This is a genomic window from Dasania marina DSM 21967 (genome assembly GCF_000373485.1).
Classification (GTDB): Bacteria; Pseudomonadota; Gammaproteobacteria; order Pseudomonadales; family Dasaniaceae; genus Dasania; species Dasania marina.
The window spans coordinates 54,515-72,869 of record NZ_KB891591.1; the positions used below are offsets into that span (position 1 = coordinate 54,515).

Annotated in this window: 15 protein-coding genes; 6 read left to right on the forward strand and 9 right to left on the reverse strand. The window is 48.0% G+C overall.

Annotated features, from left to right (window positions below):
• Positions 1–2: 2 nt before the first annotated feature.
• A complete protein-coding gene (locus B067_RS0118385; protein ID WP_019531566.1) occupies positions 3–1,013 on the reverse strand; it encodes a FecR family protein in 1,011 nt (336 codons plus the stop codon).
• Positions 1,010–1,606, reverse strand: a complete 597-nt coding sequence (locus tag B067_RS0118390) for an RNA polymerase sigma factor (protein ID WP_019531567.1) — start codon at positions 1,604–1,606, stop codon at positions 1,010–1,012. Before B067_RS0118390 ends, B067_RS0118385 begins: the two co-directional genes overlap by 4 nt.
• Before the next feature lie 230 nt (positions 1,607–1,836).
• Here B067_RS0118390 and B067_RS0118395 point away from each other — a divergent pair, with 230 nt between their 5' ends.
• The 3 genes from B067_RS0118395 (at position 1,837) to B067_RS0118410 (ending at position 8,414) form a co-directional block, all read left to right on the forward strand.
• Complete coding sequence (locus B067_RS0118395) at positions 1,837–4,422, forward strand: TonB-dependent receptor (RefSeq protein WP_019531568.1); 2,586 nt, start codon at positions 1,837–1,839, stop codon at positions 4,420–4,422.
• A 211-nt stretch (positions 4,423–4,633) separates the two neighbouring features.
• Positions 4,634–6,928, forward strand: coding sequence for a TonB-dependent receptor (locus tag B067_RS0118405; protein WP_019531570.1), 2,295 nt, complete (start codon positions 4,634–4,636; stop codon positions 6,926–6,928).
• A 112-nt stretch (positions 6,929–7,040) separates the two neighbouring features.
• On the forward strand, positions 7,041–8,414 hold the full coding sequence (locus B067_RS0118410; RefSeq protein ID WP_019531571.1) for an APC family permease: 1,374 nt from the start codon (positions 7,041–7,043) through the stop codon (positions 8,412–8,414).
• A 57-nt stretch (positions 8,415–8,471) separates the two neighbouring features.
• On the opposite strand, the gene B067_RS0118415 is transcribed toward B067_RS0118410, so the two are convergent.
• Positions 8,472–9,113 (reverse strand): TetR/AcrR family transcriptional regulator, encoded by a 642-nt coding sequence (locus B067_RS0118415; RefSeq protein ID WP_019531572.1) that lies wholly within the window; start codon positions 9,111–9,113, stop codon positions 8,472–8,474.
• Between the two features lie 176 nt (positions 9,114–9,289).
• Here B067_RS0118415 and B067_RS0118425 point away from each other — a divergent pair, with 176 nt between their 5' ends.
• On the forward strand, positions 9,290–11,329 hold the full coding sequence (locus tag B067_RS0118425) for an NADPH-dependent 2,4-dienoyl-CoA reductase (RefSeq protein ID WP_019531573.1): 2,040 nt from the start codon (positions 9,290–9,292) through the stop codon (positions 11,327–11,329).
• A 58-nt stretch (positions 11,330–11,387) separates the two neighbouring features.
• On the opposite strand, the gene B067_RS0118430 is transcribed toward B067_RS0118425, so the two are convergent.
• Complete coding sequence (locus tag B067_RS0118430) at positions 11,388–12,068, reverse strand: porin family protein (RefSeq protein ID WP_019531574.1); 681 nt, start codon at positions 12,066–12,068, stop codon at positions 11,388–11,390.
• 209 nt (positions 12,069–12,277) lie between these two features.
• On the opposite strand from B067_RS0118430, the gene B067_RS0118435 reads away from it, so the two are divergent.
• A complete protein-coding gene (locus B067_RS0118435) occupies positions 12,278–13,102 on the forward strand; it encodes an aldo/keto reductase (RefSeq protein WP_019531575.1) in 825 nt (274 codons plus the stop codon).
• Between the two features lie 9 nt (positions 13,103–13,111).
• A complete protein-coding gene (locus B067_RS0118440) occupies positions 13,112–13,498 on the forward strand; it encodes an MmcQ/YjbR family DNA-binding protein (RefSeq protein ID WP_019531576.1) in 387 nt (128 codons plus the stop codon).
• Positions 13,499–13,500: 2 nt separating this feature from the next.
• Here the strand turns inward: B067_RS0118440 and B067_RS0118445 are convergent, their stop codons facing one another.
• The 5 genes from B067_RS0118445 to B067_RS0118470 all read right to left on the reverse strand — a co-directional run bounded on the left by B067_RS0118445 (position 13,501) and on the right by B067_RS0118470 (position 18,238).
• Positions 13,501–13,893 carry an MAPEG family protein gene (locus tag B067_RS0118445; RefSeq protein ID WP_019531577.1) on the reverse strand — a complete coding sequence of 131 codons (393 nt, stop codon included), beginning with the start codon at positions 13,891–13,893 and terminating at the stop codon, positions 13,501–13,503.
• Between the two features lie 12 nt (positions 13,894–13,905).
• Entirely contained in the window at positions 13,906–14,646 is a 741-nt protein-coding gene (locus B067_RS0118450; protein WP_019531578.1) for a substrate-binding periplasmic protein, read from the reverse strand.
• A gap of 128 nt (positions 14,647–14,774) precedes the next feature.
• On the reverse strand, positions 14,775–16,616 hold the full coding sequence (locus B067_RS0118455) for an ABC transporter ATP-binding protein (RefSeq protein WP_019531579.1): 1,842 nt from the start codon (positions 16,614–16,616) through the stop codon (positions 14,775–14,777).
• A 154-nt stretch (positions 16,617–16,770) separates the two neighbouring features.
• Positions 16,771–17,562 (reverse strand): TSUP family transporter, encoded by a 792-nt coding sequence (locus B067_RS0118460; protein ID WP_276201909.1) that lies wholly within the window; start codon positions 17,560–17,562, stop codon positions 16,771–16,773.
• Between the two features lie 46 nt (positions 17,563–17,608).
• Positions 17,609–18,238: a LysE/ArgO family amino acid transporter gene (locus B067_RS0118470; RefSeq protein ID WP_019531582.1), complete on the reverse strand. Its 630-nt coding sequence runs from the start codon at positions 18,236–18,238 to the stop codon at positions 17,609–17,611.
• Between the last annotated feature and the right edge of the window lie 117 nt (positions 18,239–18,355).

Sequence of the window (18,355 nt, forward strand, 5' to 3'; positions counted from 1 at the left end):
TGTTAGTTTTTAGGAATTAATAGTATGTGTTGCTCTCTATTAATGTGAGCAATATCAAAAGATTGCTCCAGTATAAAAAGCAGTGATCCCGCATCATTGATACGAAACACACCGCTGACCAGTATGTCGTTTAACTGGGCGCTGCCTATCACTATGGGCTTGGCGGAATATTTATTATATTCCTCAATGACATGGCTTAGGGCGTCCTCTTCAAACAGAATTTTTCCCTCGGTAATGGCCAGAATCTTGTCTAAGTTAGCTGCATGTATTTCAGAGTTGGCGCCGTTAGCCCAGTAAATAAGTTCGTCACCTTTATTTAATAGGGGGAGATCGTCCACTTGAGTAAGCTTTTTAGTGGGCTCAATTTGTATAGTACCCTCTAATACCGAAACCGTAGCTTGTTCGTTGCGAAAGGCAATATTAAAACTAGTGCCCACAGCGCGAGTAAGGCGGTTGCCGGTGGTCACTTCAAAAGGCCGGGTTTTATTATGGGCGACTTTAAACAGGGCCTCGCCTTGTTTTAACGCTATGCTGCGACGGCTGTTGCTATAGTCAACGCTGATTAGGGTGTTGCTGTTGAGCAATACCGTTGAGCCATCCTCTAGGGTGATGCTGCGCTGCTCACCCATACGAGTCTGGTAATGCTCAGCCGAAAAAACAGTGAACAACAGGCTGATAGCAACGGCCATCATCGCTACACTTGCGGCTTTAGCCCAGTGGCTAAGATACCAAGCTTGGCCAGTTTTTGCTTGCTCGTTGTCTAAGGGATACTGCGCCAGTAACTGATCAAGTTCCGGGGCGCCTTTGAGTTCGCCCAATAACTCCCAAACCTGTTCACAGCCTTCTAGCTTTTGCTCATGGTCGGGATCGGCCGCTAACCACGCGCAAAACTGCTCGCTATCCTGAGGGTTGAGCGAGTCGGCTTGCAGTTTAGCAAACCATTTTGCATCCTCTGAGATGTTGGCGTTATCGGGCTTGTTGTGCGGCGTTTTATTCATGGATTTATCTTTCATAGTAGCCCCTGTAGTTTTTCACGGCAGAGGGTCATGGCTATACTCATTTGTCGTTCAACGGTGCGGGTGGTGATATTCAGTTTGTCGGCAATTTCAGGATAACTCATATCGTGAAAGCGATGCAGTATAAAAATGTGCCTGCCCCGTGGGCTGAGCTGGTTTAAAATAATTTTCAATTGCGTCATCACTTGCTGCGACTGTACCTGGCGATCGGGGCTGGGGTTGTTGGATACTAGCTCCTCATCGTCTATGGATACATGTTGCTGTAGTTGCTGGCGGGCATCTTTTCGGGTTTTATCAATAACTAAGTTGGTCGCTATTTTAAACAGATAGGCCTTGGCGCTGCTCTCTTGCTGCTCTAGGTTTTCTCTTTGCAGCACCCGTATATAGGTTTCTTGCATTAATTCTTGGGCATCATCTTTGTTACGTAACAGGCGATAAATATGCCTGTGTAGCGAATCCTTATAGGACTGAAACAGCCGCTCAACATACTGCCGCTGCCCTGCACGCATGGCGTCAGAGCGAGTGTTGGCTATTGTCGCTGGCTGCGTATCGCTACGGTCGCTAACCAGCCTGATATGCGTTTTAGGCATAAAACCTCTAAGCCTAAGCGTGATAGCTAAGGCGTTTGTGGCGTGTCGGCGCCAATGGCGAGTGTATCTATAGGGGCAAAAAATATTGTAGACTCTTACTAACTATACGCTTTAGGATCGCTTACCCCGACATTATTTATCAAAATAATTTACTGCGGGGAATATGGATATTTAGCCATTATGTTAGTCGGCAGCTGATAAGCTAGCCCTATAAAAATAAGAATGTAGCAATGCCATTATTCACCCGTATTTTTCGTACCAAGGCCCAAGCCATGTTGCCCACGGCACTGCTATGGGCACTGCTGGCTGCCACTGCGGCACAGGCTGGTAATGAAGGCAGGGTTACTTTTCATATCAGCCAGCAGCCGTTGGCGGCGGCGTTACAGCAATATGCCAAGCAAGCCGATATGCAACTGCTGTTCCCTTCAAGGCTGGTGGCCGGCATAACAAGCAGGGCGTTATTTGGCGAGCACAGCCGGCAGCAGGGCTTAGTACTGCTGTTAGAGTGCCAAGGTCTGGAAGCTGTGTTTGGGCCTTTGGCGGCAGTGGCCATTAAATCTTCAGAGACTAACCTAGGTTGTGCTGCTGATACTAATGCCTTAACGGCAGCCGATAGCCGTGGCCAGCCAGCGCTAGACAGCCTAGAAGAAATTTATGTAACCGCGCAAAAGCGTTTTCAAAGTGCGCAAAACGTGAGCATGGCCATTACCGTGTTTCAGGCCGCTGATGTTAAAAACCTAGGCCTGCAAAAAGCGGGTGATATCGCACCGCAGTCATCGGGTGTAACCATTAAAAACGTATTGAATAAAACCTTTCCCGTTTACACCGTGCGAGGGGTGGGCAGCACCGCGTTCACCTCCAATGGCTCTGCGCCTATAGGGGTGTATATGGATGAGCTATTTATGCCCTCCATCTCCATGTTAAATTTTTCGCTGTTTGATATAGAGCGGGTGGAAGTATTAAAAGGGCCGCAGGGCACTTTATTCGGCCGCAATACCACCGGTGGCGCGGTGCGTTATATCAGCCAACGGCCGCAGCAAGAATTTAACGGCTCGGCGTCGCTGCTGTTGGCTGACCACGATGTGAGGGTATTAGACGCCGCAGTGGGCGGTGGCCTGAGTGATAATTTGTCGGCGCGGCTGGCAGTTAAATCGGAGTATCAGGGTGAAGGCTATGTGACTAATAAAATTCAAGGCAGTAGCCAAGATGTAGGCCGCACCAACAGCACCGCTATGCGCTTGGGCTTGCGCTGGCAAGCGGACGATCTGGATATTTATTGGAACTTACACGGCGGTAAAGAAGACTCGCAAAACGAACCCTGGGTAGGCATAGGTAAACGCAGTCCTGCTGTTTCGCAAACCGCGGCAGAGCTGCCCGGTGGCAAAAGTTTTAAACAACCTTGCGCAGACTTATCCAGTACTAAGCTCAGTTATTTTATCGATAACTGCGTCAATGTGTTGGGCTATCAAGACCCCTATAGCGATCCACGCGTAGGCGAATACAGTCAAGAGCCCATACTACAAGGCGAAAGTTTGGGCAGTGTGTTAGATATTGAAAAAGAGTTTGCATGGCTGCGCTTAACCGCTATTACCGCCGCGGAATATAGTGATAGCCAAGTAGAAGAAGATTTTGATGGTGGCCCTTTTCGCATAGGGGATTCATCCTATAGCAACACCGCTAATGTGCTCAGCCAAGAGCTGCGCATATCCTCTATCAACCCTGCATTCGGCAGCACCAATTGGTTGGCGGGTTTTATTTATTACCAAGATGATATGCAGGTGCAGGATATATATGGTTATAGAGATAGAGTGAACCACGATGTGCTGGTGGAGTTTGATCAAAAAACCACAAGCTGGGCGTTATTTTCTCACGCCGAAACCCAGATCAATTATCACTGGAGCGTGCTGGCGGGTTTGCGCTATAGCTATGATGAAAGCCGCTTTAATGGTGGCACCTCTATTATTAATAAAGATGCTGATTACAGCGGTGACGAAACGTTTTTTAGCGAGCAGCCCTTATTAAATAAAGATCAGACCCACTCCCGTGAAGTCACCGGCAAGCTGGTTTTACAATATAGCCCGCAAGATCACTTACTGTTTTATGGCAGCGTTAATCGAGGCTATAAAGCCGGCGTTTGGAGTGGTTTTTGGTCTATACAGGAAGGCGAGCATATCTCTACCGAGCCTGAACATATATTGGCCTATGAGTTGGGTGTTAAGTCGGCACTGGCGAATAATACCTTGCAACTTAATGCCGCGTTATATTATTACGACTACACCGATATGCAATTATTTTTTGAATTTTCCGATGGCCGTTACACCTCATTTAATGCTGGCGAAGGTGAAATGAAAGGGGCTGAGCTTGAGTGGTGGTGGCGCGCCAGCGAGTACTTAGATATCAAAGGTGGCGTGGCGTATAACCGTTCAAAAATTAATGGCGAGGTAGGCACAAGCAAGTTTTCTGATACCGTGCCGCCCAATTCCCCAGAATATTCAGCGCATAGTTTAGTGCGCTATAGCCATCCTATCAGTGCGCAGCTCAATGGTTTTGTGCAGGCTGATGTGGCTTATCAGGATGGGGTGTATTTTTCACTGGATAATCAACGGGCAGTGAGTGAAGACGCGTATATGCTCAGTAATGTCAGCATGGGTATAGCGGCGTTGGATGATAGCTGGGATGCTGCCATCTGGGTAAAAAATATTAGCGACAAGCAATACTATAGCGAGATATTAAGCTCTAATAGTGCAGGCACCGTATCTGCGCAGCTGGGCCAAGCTAGAACCTTTGGTGTAAGCCTAAGTTACCGCTGGCATTAGCTTTTTCCTCTCTTTATTCCCCCTCCTTTATATCTGCGCCTGTTACTTTTGTTGATGGCGGATATTTTATCGCAATAAAATTACAATAAAAATGTCGGGCTCTTGCGATTGCTGTCGTATCAGTAGTAAGGGTGGCAAGGCAGTGTCTAGGTAAGCTGCTTTATGGCCAAAGGTTAATTTACTTACTAATACAATAGGTGGGGAGCTTGGCATGACATTCGTCGCTAATGCACAACAATATAAAAAACTATCAACTGTTAAAACCTTATTAATGGGTGGTGCCGTCAGCATGCTGGCAGCCTCAGTACAGGCCGCAGGCTTGGAAGAGGTGATGGTTACCGCGCAGAAAAAATCACAAAGCGCGCAAGATGTAGGTATAGCCATTACCGCCTTTGGTGGTGAAGCTATGAAAAGCATGGGTATGACCCAACCTATAGATATGGCGCCGCAAACACCCGGCCTTACCATTAAAAATGTATTAAACAAGGCCGCGCCCATTTTTACCGTGCGCGGTGTTGGTAATACCGCATTTACCTCTAATAGCGTGGCGCCGGTAGGTGTTTATGTTGATGAATTGTTTTTGCCTTCCAGCTCTATGCTGACTTTTTCTTTGTTCGATATGGAGCGGGTAGAAGTGTTAAAAGGCCCGCAGGGCACCTTGTTTGGCCGTAACACCACGGCCGGTGCAGTGGCGTTTATTAGTGAAAAACCTCGTCAAGAATTTAGCGCCAATGTCAGCACCACACTGGGTGACTATGGTTTGCGTAATGTTGAAGGCGCGATAGGTGGTGGCCTTACCGAGACCTTGTCGGGCCGCCTAGCGGTTAAATGGGATTATCAAGACGAAGGTTTTTTTACCAATAAAATAAATGGTCGCAACGATGATATAGGCAGCACCGATACTCTGGCCTTGCGTGGCGCTTTACGTTGGGAATTTGACAATACCGATATCAACTGGAATGTGCATGGTGGCCGTGATCGTTCCGAGAATGAACCTTGGGTGGCCATAGGCCGTCGCGATCCCAACACCGTTACCGGTAATAAACCTGAGCTGCCCGGCCCCAATGGTGGCGACGTATTTACCAATAGTTGTGCCGACCCTGCTACCACTAATATCAAATACTTTATTAAAAACTGCTCTAACAACTTGGGTTATCGCGACCCCTATGAAGATTTAAGAGTGGGCGAATTTAGCCAAGTACCCAGCTTAGAAAGTGACAGCTTAGGCACCTTGTTAAATATCACCGTTGATATGGGTGCCAGCACGCTGACCTCTATCAGTGCCTATGAAACCAAAGATAGTTATATAGAAGAAGATTTTGACGGCGGCCCTTTCCGCGTAGGTGATACTTCTTATGCTAATGATATCAGCGTGTTTAGTCAGGAAGTACGATTAAGTAGCAACGAGCCGGCCTTTGATAAAATGGACTGGATAGTGGGCGGCATGGTCTATCAAGACTCTATGGATGTAGCGGATACCTACGGTTACACCGATAGAGTTAACCACGATGTGCTGGTGGAGTTTACCCAAGATACTACCAGTTGGGCCTTGTTTGCTCACACCGAAACTCAGCTTGACGAAGAGTGGAATTTTATTGCGGCCTTGCGTTATACCGAAGATAAAATCGCCTTTGACGGCGGCACCTATATGGTTAATCGCGAGCCAGATTTTACCGGCGATGCCACCTTTTTTAGCAGTGCCCCCATATTAGAAGATGATGAAATTGAAACCACTGAAGTTACCGGTAAGCTGGGCCTTGAATACGCGCCCAACGATGACTTGTTGATATATGCCAGCTATAGCCGCGGTTATAAGGCCGGTGTGTGGAATGGTTTTTGGGCCACGGTTGCCGGTGATCACGTCGCTACTGACCCTGAATATATCGATGCCTATGAGTTAGGTTTTAAATCTACTTTATTGGATAACAGTTTGCAGTTTAACGGTTCGGTTTATTTATATGACTACACCGATATGCAATTATTTGCCGACTTACCCGATGGACGCTTTGCGATTTTTAATGCTGGTTCAGCGGATATCATGGGTGCCGAGGCCGATGTCTGGTGGCGTCCTCTAGACGGTTTGGATATTAAAGCCGGCGTTGCCTATAACGATGCCAAGGTATCGGCAAAGGTGGGGCTGTTAGATTTTGACGATGCCACGCCGCCGAATACACCTGAATTAACTTACAACGCCTTGGTACGTTATGAGTGGAACGTGAGCGATAGTTTGCTGGCCAGCGTGCAAACAGACTTTGCTTATCAGGATGGGGTGTTTTTCTCATTGGATAATCTCAAGGCCACCAGCCAAGAGGATTATACCTTAGTGAACTTACGTGCAGGTGTGGCATCGGCTGATGATGTTTGGTCGGCCTATGTGTGGGTTAAAAACGCCACCGATAAAGATTATTTTACTGAAAATCTTAGCTCGGGTAGTGCCGGTGCTTTATCTGGTCAGGTTGGTCCTCCACGTACCGTAGGGATAACCTTAAGCTATAACTGGGAGTAGCGCTGACGATTGCACACCCTGTTTGGAGGTCTGTTGTTGCGGCCTCCTTTTTTTATCTTCGAATATTATCGGTTAGTATGGCCGCGTAGCATGTAATCACAAGAGAGATGATATGAGCGAAACACAACAAGGCAACCTAGAGCGAGTACTGTCGCAAAAAGAAGTACTGGCTTTAGCGTTTGGTGCCATGGTGGGCTGGAGTTGGGTGGCCCTAGCGGGTAGTTGGGTGCTGGCAGCCGGTACCGGCGGCGCCATAGCCGCGTTTGTTTTAGGTGGCGGCCTGATGGTGTTAATAGGCCTAACTTATGCCGAGTTGGCGGCAGCCATGCCTTTTGTGGGTGGCGAGCATGTGTATAGCCATAGAGCCTTGGGCGGGACTGCCGCGTTTGTCTGTACCTGGGCCATTATTTTAGCCTATGTCAGTGTCGCCGCTTTTGAAGCGGTGGCTCTACCCACCGTGATGGAGGAAGTTATCCCCGGTTTAAAAACCATAGAATTGTGGACGGTTGCGGGTTATCAGGTTTATCTCAGCTGGGCGTTGATAGGTATGGTAGCTGCGGTTTTTGTTACCTGGATTAATGTGCGCGGAGTAAAGGCCGCCGCTTTATTACAAACCGTGGTGACGGTGCTATTGCTAGTTGCTGGGGTGATGTTTGTAACGGGCGCCAGCTTTAATGGCTCGGCCGATAATATGCCGGTGTTGTTTAAAGACGGCATTAGCGGCTTTGTGCTGGTGTTAGTGGCGGTGCCGTTTATGTTTGTGGGTTTTGATGTGATACCGCAAATGGCTGAAGAAATTAATTTACCGCATAAAAAAATCGGCCAGTTAATTATCGTGTCTGTGCTGATGGCGGTGCTGTGGTATAGCTTAATTAGTTTTGGCGTGGGCATGTCCTTGTCACCGGCGGAATTAAACAGCAGCCGCTTGGCCACGGCCGATGCCGCAGGTTCGGTATGGGGCTCGGGCTTTGCTAGGGATATGGTTATCTTGGCGGGCATAGCCGGTATTATTACCAGTTGGAATGCGTTTTTTATAGGCGGTGCACGGGCGATTTATGTGATGGCCAAAGCAGGGCAGCTACCAGCCGCTTTAGGCAAACTGCATCCTAAATACAACACCCCGCACAATGCCATTATATTAATTGGCGTGCTCTGCGTTATTGCGCCATTGTTTGGTCGCAAAATGCTGGTGTGGTTAGTGGACGCCGGTAGTTTTAGCGTGGTGATAGCCTACGGTTTGGTGGCGTTATCCTTTGTGGTGCTGCGCATACGCGAGCCAGAAATGCCCAGGCCTTATAAAGTTGTAGGTGGTGTGAGCGTGGGCATATTAGCCTTTGTCGCCTCGTTGGGGCTGGGAACGTTGTATTTGCCGGGCAGTGTGGCGGCCTTAGTATGGCCGGAATGGATGATAGTGCTTGGCTGGGCCGTGTTGGGTGCGCTGTGCTTTTTATTACGCAATATCCATAGGCGTGGCGCGCACGCGTAGCGTTTTTGCTGTAGCTGTGCCCTTGCTAGGGCCTAGTGTTAGATCTAGGTTCTAGATCTAGATGAGGGGCGCAGCTTTTAAAAACTGGCTAATGGCGCAATCACACATGGCCTTAATGTGTTTTTGGTCGCTGTCATTATTTTGATAAATACCATCAATAACCAAGCGGGTAATACCGTGCAAGGTACTCCAAATGACCTGCGATAGTCGCAGCGTATCAGCTTCACTATCTAGCACGCCTTGTTGCTGCCAATTTTTGATTAGCGCCAGCTGTTGCTGAAAAACCGGGTAGGCATGGTTTTGCAATTGCGGGTTGCTGTTGCCGGTTTTCCATATAGGCCGACCAAACATCAAATCATACAGTTCCGGGTTGGCGGTGGCATGCTTGATATAGTCATACACAAAATCTTTAAACTGCTGCGCAGGGTTGCTGGCCGCCGATGGTGTCGAGTGTAGGCTGAGCTGTTCTATGGCAGCTTGTTTGCGCTGGAAGCCATCGGCGGCCAGTGCGCATAGCAATTCGTTTTTATCTTTAAAGTGGTGGTAGGGCGCGGTGCGTGACACACCCACTTGCTCGGCCAGTTTACGTAGCGATAAGGCCTCTATACCCCCCTCGGCCAGCATGCGGTGGGCGGCATTGAGTAAGCTGTTATACAGTTCGCCATGATGGTAGCTGGTTTTTTCTGGGCTGGTACTCATAAGGCTACTTTACTGGTGGTTGGGGTTTAAAGTGGGGACTCTAAAGTAGGGTCGCTATAGTAGGGCGTTAAAATAACAATCAATCTTGACGCTGTCAAAATATAGCGCTAAGGTGGCCTTCATATCTTGACGCTGCATAGATTGGCGTTATACATCTAGGCATAGAGGAATCACCGATGGCACAGTCTGCACCCGGCTTACAAAAATACCCCACGCTGCTAAAGCCCTTAGATTTAGGCTTTACCACCCTTAAAAACCGGGTGTTGATGGGCTCTATGCACACCAATTTAGAAGAAGCGGACAATGGCTTTGAGCGTCTGGCGGCTTTTTACGGCGAGCGCGCCAAGGGCGGTGTAGGCTTAATCGTCACCGGCGGCATAGGCCCCAGCGCCCGCGGCGCGGTGTTTTTTAATGCCGCCTGCATGGCTACGCAGGAGGATGTAGCCAATCATAAAATCGTTACGCAAGCCGTGCATGCCCACGACAGTAAAATTTGCATGCAAATACTGCATGCGGGTCGTTACGCCTATAATCCCAATCTTATCGCGCCCTCCGATATACAGGCGCCGATCAACCCCTTTAAGCCCCATGCGGTAAGCGAAGAAGAAATCGAGGCCGAGATACAGGGCTTTGTTAATGCCTCGGTGCTGGCCAAAGAGGCGGGCTACGACGGCGTAGAGATTATGGGTTCGGAAGGCTATTTTATTAACCAGTTTATTGTTGAGCGCACCAATAAGCGCAGCGATCAATGGGGCGGTGCTTATGAAAACCGTATACGTTTTCCCATAGAAGTCGTGAGCCGGGTGCGCGCCGCAGTGGGTGAAGACTTTATTATTATTTATCGCCTATCCATGTTGGATTTAGTGGCCGATGGCAGCAACTTTGATGAAGTGATAAGCCTAGGTAAAAAGTTAGAGCAGGCCGGCGTTACCATTATGAACACCGGTATAGGCTGGCATGAAGCCCGCGTGCCTACCATCGCCACCAAGGTGCCGCGCGCCGCGTTTAGTTGGGTAACCGCCAAGGTGCGTAAAGCCTTAAGCGTGCCGGTGATTACCTCTAACCGCATTAATACCCCAGAAATAGCGGAAGAGATTTTAGCCCGTGGCGATGCTGATATGGTGTCTATGGCGCGGCCTATGTTGGCCGACCCCGAGTTTGTGATTAAGGCCGAGCAAGATAGAGCCGATGAAATTAACACCTGCATAGGCTGCAACCAAGCCTGTTTAGATCATGTATTTGAAGGCAAGCCAACTACCTGTTTAGTTAACCCCCGCGCCTGTTTTGAAACCGAACTAAACATCATCGCGACTACCCAGCAAAAACATTTTGCAGTAGTGGGTGCTGGCCCCGCCGGTTTGGCCTTTGCCACCACGGCGGCCAAGCGCGGCCATAAAGTGACCTTGTTTGATGCTGGCGCTGAAATTGGCGGCCAATTTAATATCGCCAAGCAAATCCCCGGCAAAGAAGAATTTTATGAAACCCTGCGTTATTACAAGCGTCAGCTAGAATTGACCGGCGTGCAACTGCACTTAAATACCCAAGTGGATGCGCAGCAATTAAACCAAGGTGACTTTGATGAAGTAATTATTGCCGCCGGGATAGTGCCGCGCATGCCAGAGATAGTCGGTATAGAACACCAAAAGGTGATGAACTATTTAGATGTGATTAAAGATAAAAAACCGGTGGGCAAAAAAGTAGCGGTTATCGGTGCCGGTGGTATAGGTTTTGATGTTAGCGAATACCTTAGTCATGAGGGCGTTTCACTGAGCCAAAATATCCCTGCCTTTATGAAAGAGTGGGGCATAGACATGAGCATGCAAGCTAGAGGCGGTGTGGCCGGCGTTAAACCCGAGGTACATCCATCCCCTAGGGAGATTTATTTACTGCAGCGTAAAACCAGTAAAGTGGGTGCGGGCTTAGGTAAAACCACCGGCTGGATACATCGCGCTGGCTTGCAGAAAAAAGGCGTAGTGATGCTGCCTTCCTGTGAATATCAAAAAATCGATAATCAAGGTTTACATTTACTGGTTAATGGCGAAGCGAAAGTGCTGGATGTGGACAATATTATCATCTGCGCCGGCCAAGACTCGCGCCGTGAGTTGGTGGAAGGCTTAACAAAGTCTTATCAATTAATTGGCGGTGCCGATGTGGCGGTGGAGCTGGATGCCAAGCGAGCCATAGACCAAGGTACACGTTTGGCAATGGCACTGTAATTAAAAAAGGGGCTAAGACATGAATGTCTTAGCCCCTTTTTTAAAGTTGAGTAATGTATTAGAACTTATAGCCCAGAGATAGCGACATATTTTTAATCGTTTGATCTACTTCCAAGGAGCCAATGGATGCATCAAATTGAGTAATGGTGTATTCAAATCCAGCAAAGATATGTTCATTAAACTCATACTGTATGCCAATACCATAATAAAAGTCAGTACCGCTGTCATCTTCAGAATCACTTATGGACTCACTATAAGTGCCATTAAATGAGCTGTCAGTATAATCGGTATAGCGTTCAAAATAGGAGTATTTAGCGGTTAACTCATAATCCCATTGAGTTATACCAACTCGACCGATTAGCGAAAAACTATCGTTGAGGGGGATCATGCCTTTGAACCCTAGGTCTATCGACTTGGTTTCAATTTCTGTTTTGTAGGTTTCTGTGTAATCGACAACCCCTTCTCCCATCCAGTCAAAAGAATCACTATAGCTCTCGGATTCATCTATGGTGCCGTGCTGTTTGTAGGCAAGTTCTATGGCAAAATTCTTATTGAATTGATATGCACCTCTTAGCCCTACCGAGGTGTCATCGCCATCAATTTCCCCACCAAGATCTGTAAAATCAGATTCTTGATCAGCTGTGCCAAAAAGTAGTTCGGCAGAGAAACCGGGTTGGGATTCGGCAAAGGTTGCTGAGGTTGCTGCGCATAGGGTGGCGGCCAGTACTAACTTTTTCATATACATCTCCATTCGCTCGTTGCTAGTGCTAGGCTATATGAGCGATCTATAGCCTAAATTTCTTAGTATTATTGTATTGTGTTAGCGTATTACGCAGCGGATTATGTCAGATATAGTAAGCAATAAATATAAAACGGATTTATTATTATTGTGAAATATTACCATTTAATGAATATGTTAGGCTGATGCTTATTAACAAGAGGCCAATTATGAAAACGATAACACTCAACAGTGGCGAGCAAGTATTAGCCCTAGGCCAAGGCACTTGGCATATGGGGGAAAACCCCAGCGAGTTTAGCCGCGAAGTAGCGGCGCTGCGTACCGGCCTAGATTTAGGCATGACCTTAATAGACACCGCCGAGCTTTATGCCGATGCCGAATTAGTGGTGGCCGAAGCAATTAAGGGGCGCAGGGATGACGCTTTTGTGGTTAGCAAAGTGCTGCCTAGTAATGCCTCTTACCAAGGCACTATAAAGGCTTGTGAGCGCAGCTTAAAACGGTTGCAAATTGACTGCTTGGATATGTACTTGCTGCATTGGGCTGGCATGACGCCCATAGCTGAAACCTTAGAGGCGTTTCAAACCTTAGTGCAGCAGGGCAAGATACGTTACTACGGTGTCAGTAATTTAGACACTGATGAGATGCAAGAGGCTTGGGCTGCGCCCGGCGGTAAGGGCATAGCCACTAACCAATTATTGTATAACTTAAATAAACGCGGCATAGAGTGGGATTTACTGCCTTGGTGTCGGGCGCATACCATGCCGGTGATGGCCTACTCGCCCTTAGATGAAGGGCGTTTACAACATCCAGTATTGGATAGCATAGCCCAACGTCATCAGGCCAGCGCCGCACAGGTGGCATTGGCGTGGCTGTTACAGCAAGAGGGCGTCATAGTGATACCGAAAGCGGTAAGCCCTGAACACCTAAAACAAAATGTACAGGCTGCTCAGCTACGTTTAACGGCAGAAGACTTGCGCGAGTTACAGCAAGTGTTCCCCGCCCCTAGCCAGCCTTCGCGTTTGCAAGTTTATTGAGCTGTGGCCATGGATGCTGCCGCTGTTACAAGCTATTGTTTAGCTAAGCCCGAAGCGTTAGAGGATTATCCTTTTGGCGCCGATGTGCTGGTGTTTAAAGTGCAAGGAAAAATGTTTGCCTTGCTTAGTCAGCGTGGCGGGCAGGCGAGGGTCAATTTAAAATGCGATCCTGATCAGGCTTTTATCCTGCGGGATTTATTTACCGCGGTGCAGCCTGGCTATCATATGAATAAAAAGCACTGGAACACCGTGCTCTTAGAGGGCTCTATTCCCCGTGGTGAATTAGAGCGCATGATCGATCACTCCTATGCCTTAGTACTGCAAGGCCTAGCTAAAAAACAACGCCAGCGTTTAGAATTGTTATACGAGCCCAGCCGGCTTTACGCCGGGCTATAAGCTCAGACAATTAACAGCAGCCACAAAGCTAGCACGCAGAGTATCGCCAACCAATAAGCGCTTAGCCTATGCAGTACATGGTTATAGGTAAGATGAATGACGGCGTGTATGCAGCGAAAAACCACAAAGGCCCATGCGGTATAAATAGCATAGGGATTTTCTATGCCCATGCTGATGTAAAGCGTGCACACCACATAAAATAATACCGGCACTTCAAATTGATTGTTAAAGGCGCGGGTGCTTTGGGTAACAGTATTGGGTACTTCTTGCCCAGCCATAAGACGATAGTAACTGGCTTTAACCTCGCCGTTTTTAACACTAGCGAAACGGGTTTTAAGTGCAACAAATCCAATAATAAAGGTGAGTACAACCATAGCGAACATGGGGTATAACATAACGTGCTCCTATTATAGGTATTTTTTATACAGTTTATTTAATGTGCCATCGTTTTTCATGGCTTGTATGCTTTGCTCTATTTTGGGGAGTAGTTTAATGATTTTCGACTTCTTGCTAATCAATAAGTGGTATTTTTCGGTGCTAAGTATTTTTGGCAATTGAATAATAATATTATCTAGCTGCAACTGTTTAATGGCGAGGCGTGTCACGTATGGGTTATCGATAAATAGATCAGCTCTGCGATGAGCTAAAAACTTTAGTGCGGCGGAAATTTCTGGCACGGTAGCAATATTGCTGTGGTCAGCGGGTAGGCCCTGCAACGATCCGCCTAAATACTGGACGACGCGAAAATCTTTAATATTCACATTGTCCAGCTTGCTAAGTTCATCCATTCTAGGGTGATTGATGTAAGTAAACAAATAACTGCCAACAGGAATTAATGTCTGCTCGGTGGCTAGGCTGTATTGGCTACGTTTGGCAGTCTTTAGCGTTAACATGGCGTCAGCTAGCCCCGACTGCACCTGCCATTGCGCGCGTTTCCACGGGTAGGCTTTGTGTATGGCTTTGATGCCTAAACGCTTTTCAAAGAGTTCTGTCAGTATGTCTACTTGTAAGCCCTTAACTTCGCCTTGTTCTAACCATGAAAAAGGCGGGTAGTTATGGCCATAGGCTAGGCGTATAGTTTCCTGTGCAAAGGTATAGCTGCCTATTGTTAAAGCGATAACAGCAATGATGCTATTGGTTATACTCATAAATACTGTCTTGTTATAGATGAGAGTAGTTGTGCAGGGCGTGCTTCTAGCTTAGCTGTTTCTCTATCATTCCGACATTGCCGTGGTTAATTAGGCGCACGGCAAGCACGATACATTAATTGACTGCGCTAGTCCTCTATATCCAGCCCCAAAAAGCCTCCGGTTTGATGCTGCCATAGCTGGGCATAAATGCCGCCCTGCGATATCAGTTCACTGTGGGTGCCCTGCTCAACAATTTCACCTTCGTCTAACACGATAAGCCTATCCATAGCGGCGATGGTCGATAAGCGGTGGGCGATGGCGATAACGGTTTTGTCTTCCATTAATTTATACAAGCTGTGTTGTATCGCGGCTTCCACTTCAGAATCGAGCGCGGAAGTCGCCTCATCTAAAATTAAGATGGGCGCATTTTTTAATAGTACGCGAGCAATGGCTATGCGCTGGCGTTGGCCGCCAGAAAGTTTGACGCCGCGTTCACCCACCTGTGCATCGTAGCCTCTACCACCACTGGGGTCACTGAGGTTTTGAATAAAATCATGGGCCTCGGCTTGCTTGGCGGCAGCCAGTACCTGGTCATCGGTTGCGGAGTTACGGCCATAGGCAATGTTTTCGCGTATAGAGCGATGCAGCAGTGAGGTGTCCTGCGTCACCATACCTATATGTGCGCGTAAGCTCTCTTGCTCTACCTGCTTAATATTTTGGCCGTCGATCATGATTTCGCCGCTCTGTATATCGTGAAAGCGCAACAGTAAATTAACTAAGGTCGATTTGCCCGCGCCAGAGCGGCCCACTACGCCCACTTTTTCGCCGGGTTTAATGCTGAGGTTTAGTTGCTTAAAAACCTGCGCTTCTTGGGCACCGTAATAAAAATCAACATTGCGCAACTCTATAGCGCCTTGGCTAACCTGTAACGGTTTAGCATCGGGGATATCTTGTACTTCTCGAGGTTGCGACAAGGTGTTGCGGCCATCGGCTACGGTACCTATGTTTTCAAACAGGCTGCTCACTTCCCACACTATCCATTGTGACATGCTGTTGAGTCTTAATACCAAGCCTATGGCAATGGCGATGGCACCGACGCTAACAGCGCCTGTGCTCCACAGCCAAATACATAGCGCTGCCATAACAAATACCAGCAAGTAATTAATGCACTGTATGCTGATATTAATACCGGAGGCCAAACGCATCTGTTGGTATACCGTTTGTAAAAATTCACTCATGCTGTTCTGAGCGTAATCGGACTCTTGCTTGCTATGGGAGAATAATTTAACCGTGGCGATGTTGGTGTAGCTGTCCACTATGCGGCCAGTCATTTCGGCACGGGCATTAGCTTGCATGGTAGACACGCGTTTTAGGCGAGGCACAAAATACAGTTGTACCAAAATGTATAGCAGCAGCCAGGTCATTAGCGGAATAATTAGCAAGGCGTCTAAACTGAAAATGGTGACAAAAATAGTAACAAAGTACACTAGAATATACGTTAAGACATCTAACAGTTTCATTACTGTTTCGCGCACCGCTAAGGCGGTTTGCATTACCTTGGTGGCGAGCCTGCCGGCAAAGTCGTGTTGGTAAAAGGCAATGCTTTGACCCAATAAATAGCGGTGTGTTTGCCAGCGTATGGCCATGGGGTAGTTGCCCAGCAGTGACTGGTGCATTAGCACTGAGTGTAGTAAGGCCAGCAATGGCAGGGCGACCAAAACTACCAGCGCCATTACGGTGAGGCGGTCGCCATATTCTGCCAATAACTGGGCCGGGGTTTTGCTAGCCATTAAGTCGACTAGTTCACCCATAAAACTAAATAAAGAGACTTCCAATACCGCTAGGCAAGCGGTTAGCAATGCCATAGTGATTAGCGGCAACTCCATGCCGCGGGTGTAATGGCGGCAAAAAGCTAACAAGCTGTGGGGTGGCTGTTGCGGTGTCTCGGGTGGAAAGGGCTTGGTTAAGCGCTCAAAAAAGCTAAACATGAAATGCTGGCCTGTAAGGGATGGTTGGGTGCGAAATATTAACAGAAACCGGCAGTGCTAGCCTGATGGTTTTTACTTAAGGTAAGATTTTTTTGGCAAGATACTTTGCGGAGCAAAAGCGGCAAGCTAGGTAATTAGCTGGTATAGCGCTACGTTAGGCAAACCACAGCAATTTAATGGCTATGGCCAGCGTAGTGATTAGCAGTAGTGGTTTAATGATGCGGCTACCTTTTTTGATGACTAGGTTGGAGCCTAACCTAGCCCCCAGTATTTGTGCCACGGCCATGCTGAGGCCTAACAGCCAGATAACCTGGCCGTTAAAAATAAAAATAAGCAGGGACGTCAGGTTGCTGGCCAGCACTAAGGGTTTGGCGTGGGCAGTGGCTTTGCGTAGGTTATAGCCTAATAAACTGGTGAAAAATAGTGCGGCAATAGCGCCCATGCCCGGGCCAAAAAAACCACCATAAAGGCCTATGCCGCAGCCACTAATAAGATTAAAGCGGGGCTGCGATACTTTAGCGGGTTGGTCGCTATCCCCTAAGGTAGGTGATAGCCAGGTGTAGAGGGCGAGGGCGATTAACAAATAGGGTAGTAATTGCTTGAGCGTTTGCTCTGAAAATTGCTGTATCCCCCAAGTACCTACGGCGCTAAATAATACGGTAATAGCCAGCGCGGGGATAAGCAGCTTAAGATTGATAAAACCTTTTTGAAAAAAGTTAATCGACGACGACAGAGTGCCAAACACGCTTTGGCATTTATTGGTGGCCAAGGCCTGCAGTGGCGGTAGCCCGGCCCATAATAAAACCGGCAAGGTTAATAAGCCGCCACCGCCGGCGATGGCGTTTAAAAAACCGGATAAAAAACCTACTAGGCTGAGTAGGGTTAATAGCTGCCAAGATGCGTCGATAGTGTTTAACTCATGGGGGGTAAGAAAAACCCAGTATATAGCCTGCGCTCGCTTGCTGCTAAGCCTCTATATAAAGCAGCAAGGTTTACAGCAGCTCATGGCCCCATAAGCCTGCAGCCACCCACCACATAAATACACACACCGAAAGGTCTAGCACCCGCCACGACCAGCTACTGGCAAATAAGGGCGCTAAAAACTGTGCCCCCCAAGCCAAACTAAAAAACCAAATAATAGAGGCCATAGCGGCGCCCACAATAAAGCTAGTTTGCGCCAGCCCCTGAAATTGGCCGCCGACACTGCCTATTAACATCACGGTATCCAAATAAACATGGGGGTTGAGCAAGCTAATGGCCAGAGTGGCCAGTATGGCTGCGTTAAAGGTAATAGGCGGGCGCTCTTGCACTTTAAGCGTATGGGGGGACAGTGCCCGCCACAAGGCTAGGGCGCCATAGCCCACTAAAAAACAAATACCAAACCACAGTGCGCCCTTTAGAAAGAATGGGTGGCTCTGCATTAGCAGGCCCATGCCCAGCACACCCACGGTAATTAATAAGGTATCGATCGCGGCGCATACGCTGGCTATGCCTATGGCGTGCTGGCGGCGCAGGGCATAGCTCAACACAAAGGCATTTTGGCTGCCTATGGCAATAATTAGGCCGGCGCTGGTGAGCAGGCCGGTTTGCCAAGCGTTAAGTAATATGGGATCTAGCAGCATAACAAGTTCTAACCGTTGGGTGGTAAGTAGGGGGGTGAGTGTAAAGGTATAACAGGTAGCAGAGAATCTAATAATTTTAATGTTACATTAGCTATTCTAATATGGGCGGCAATTAGC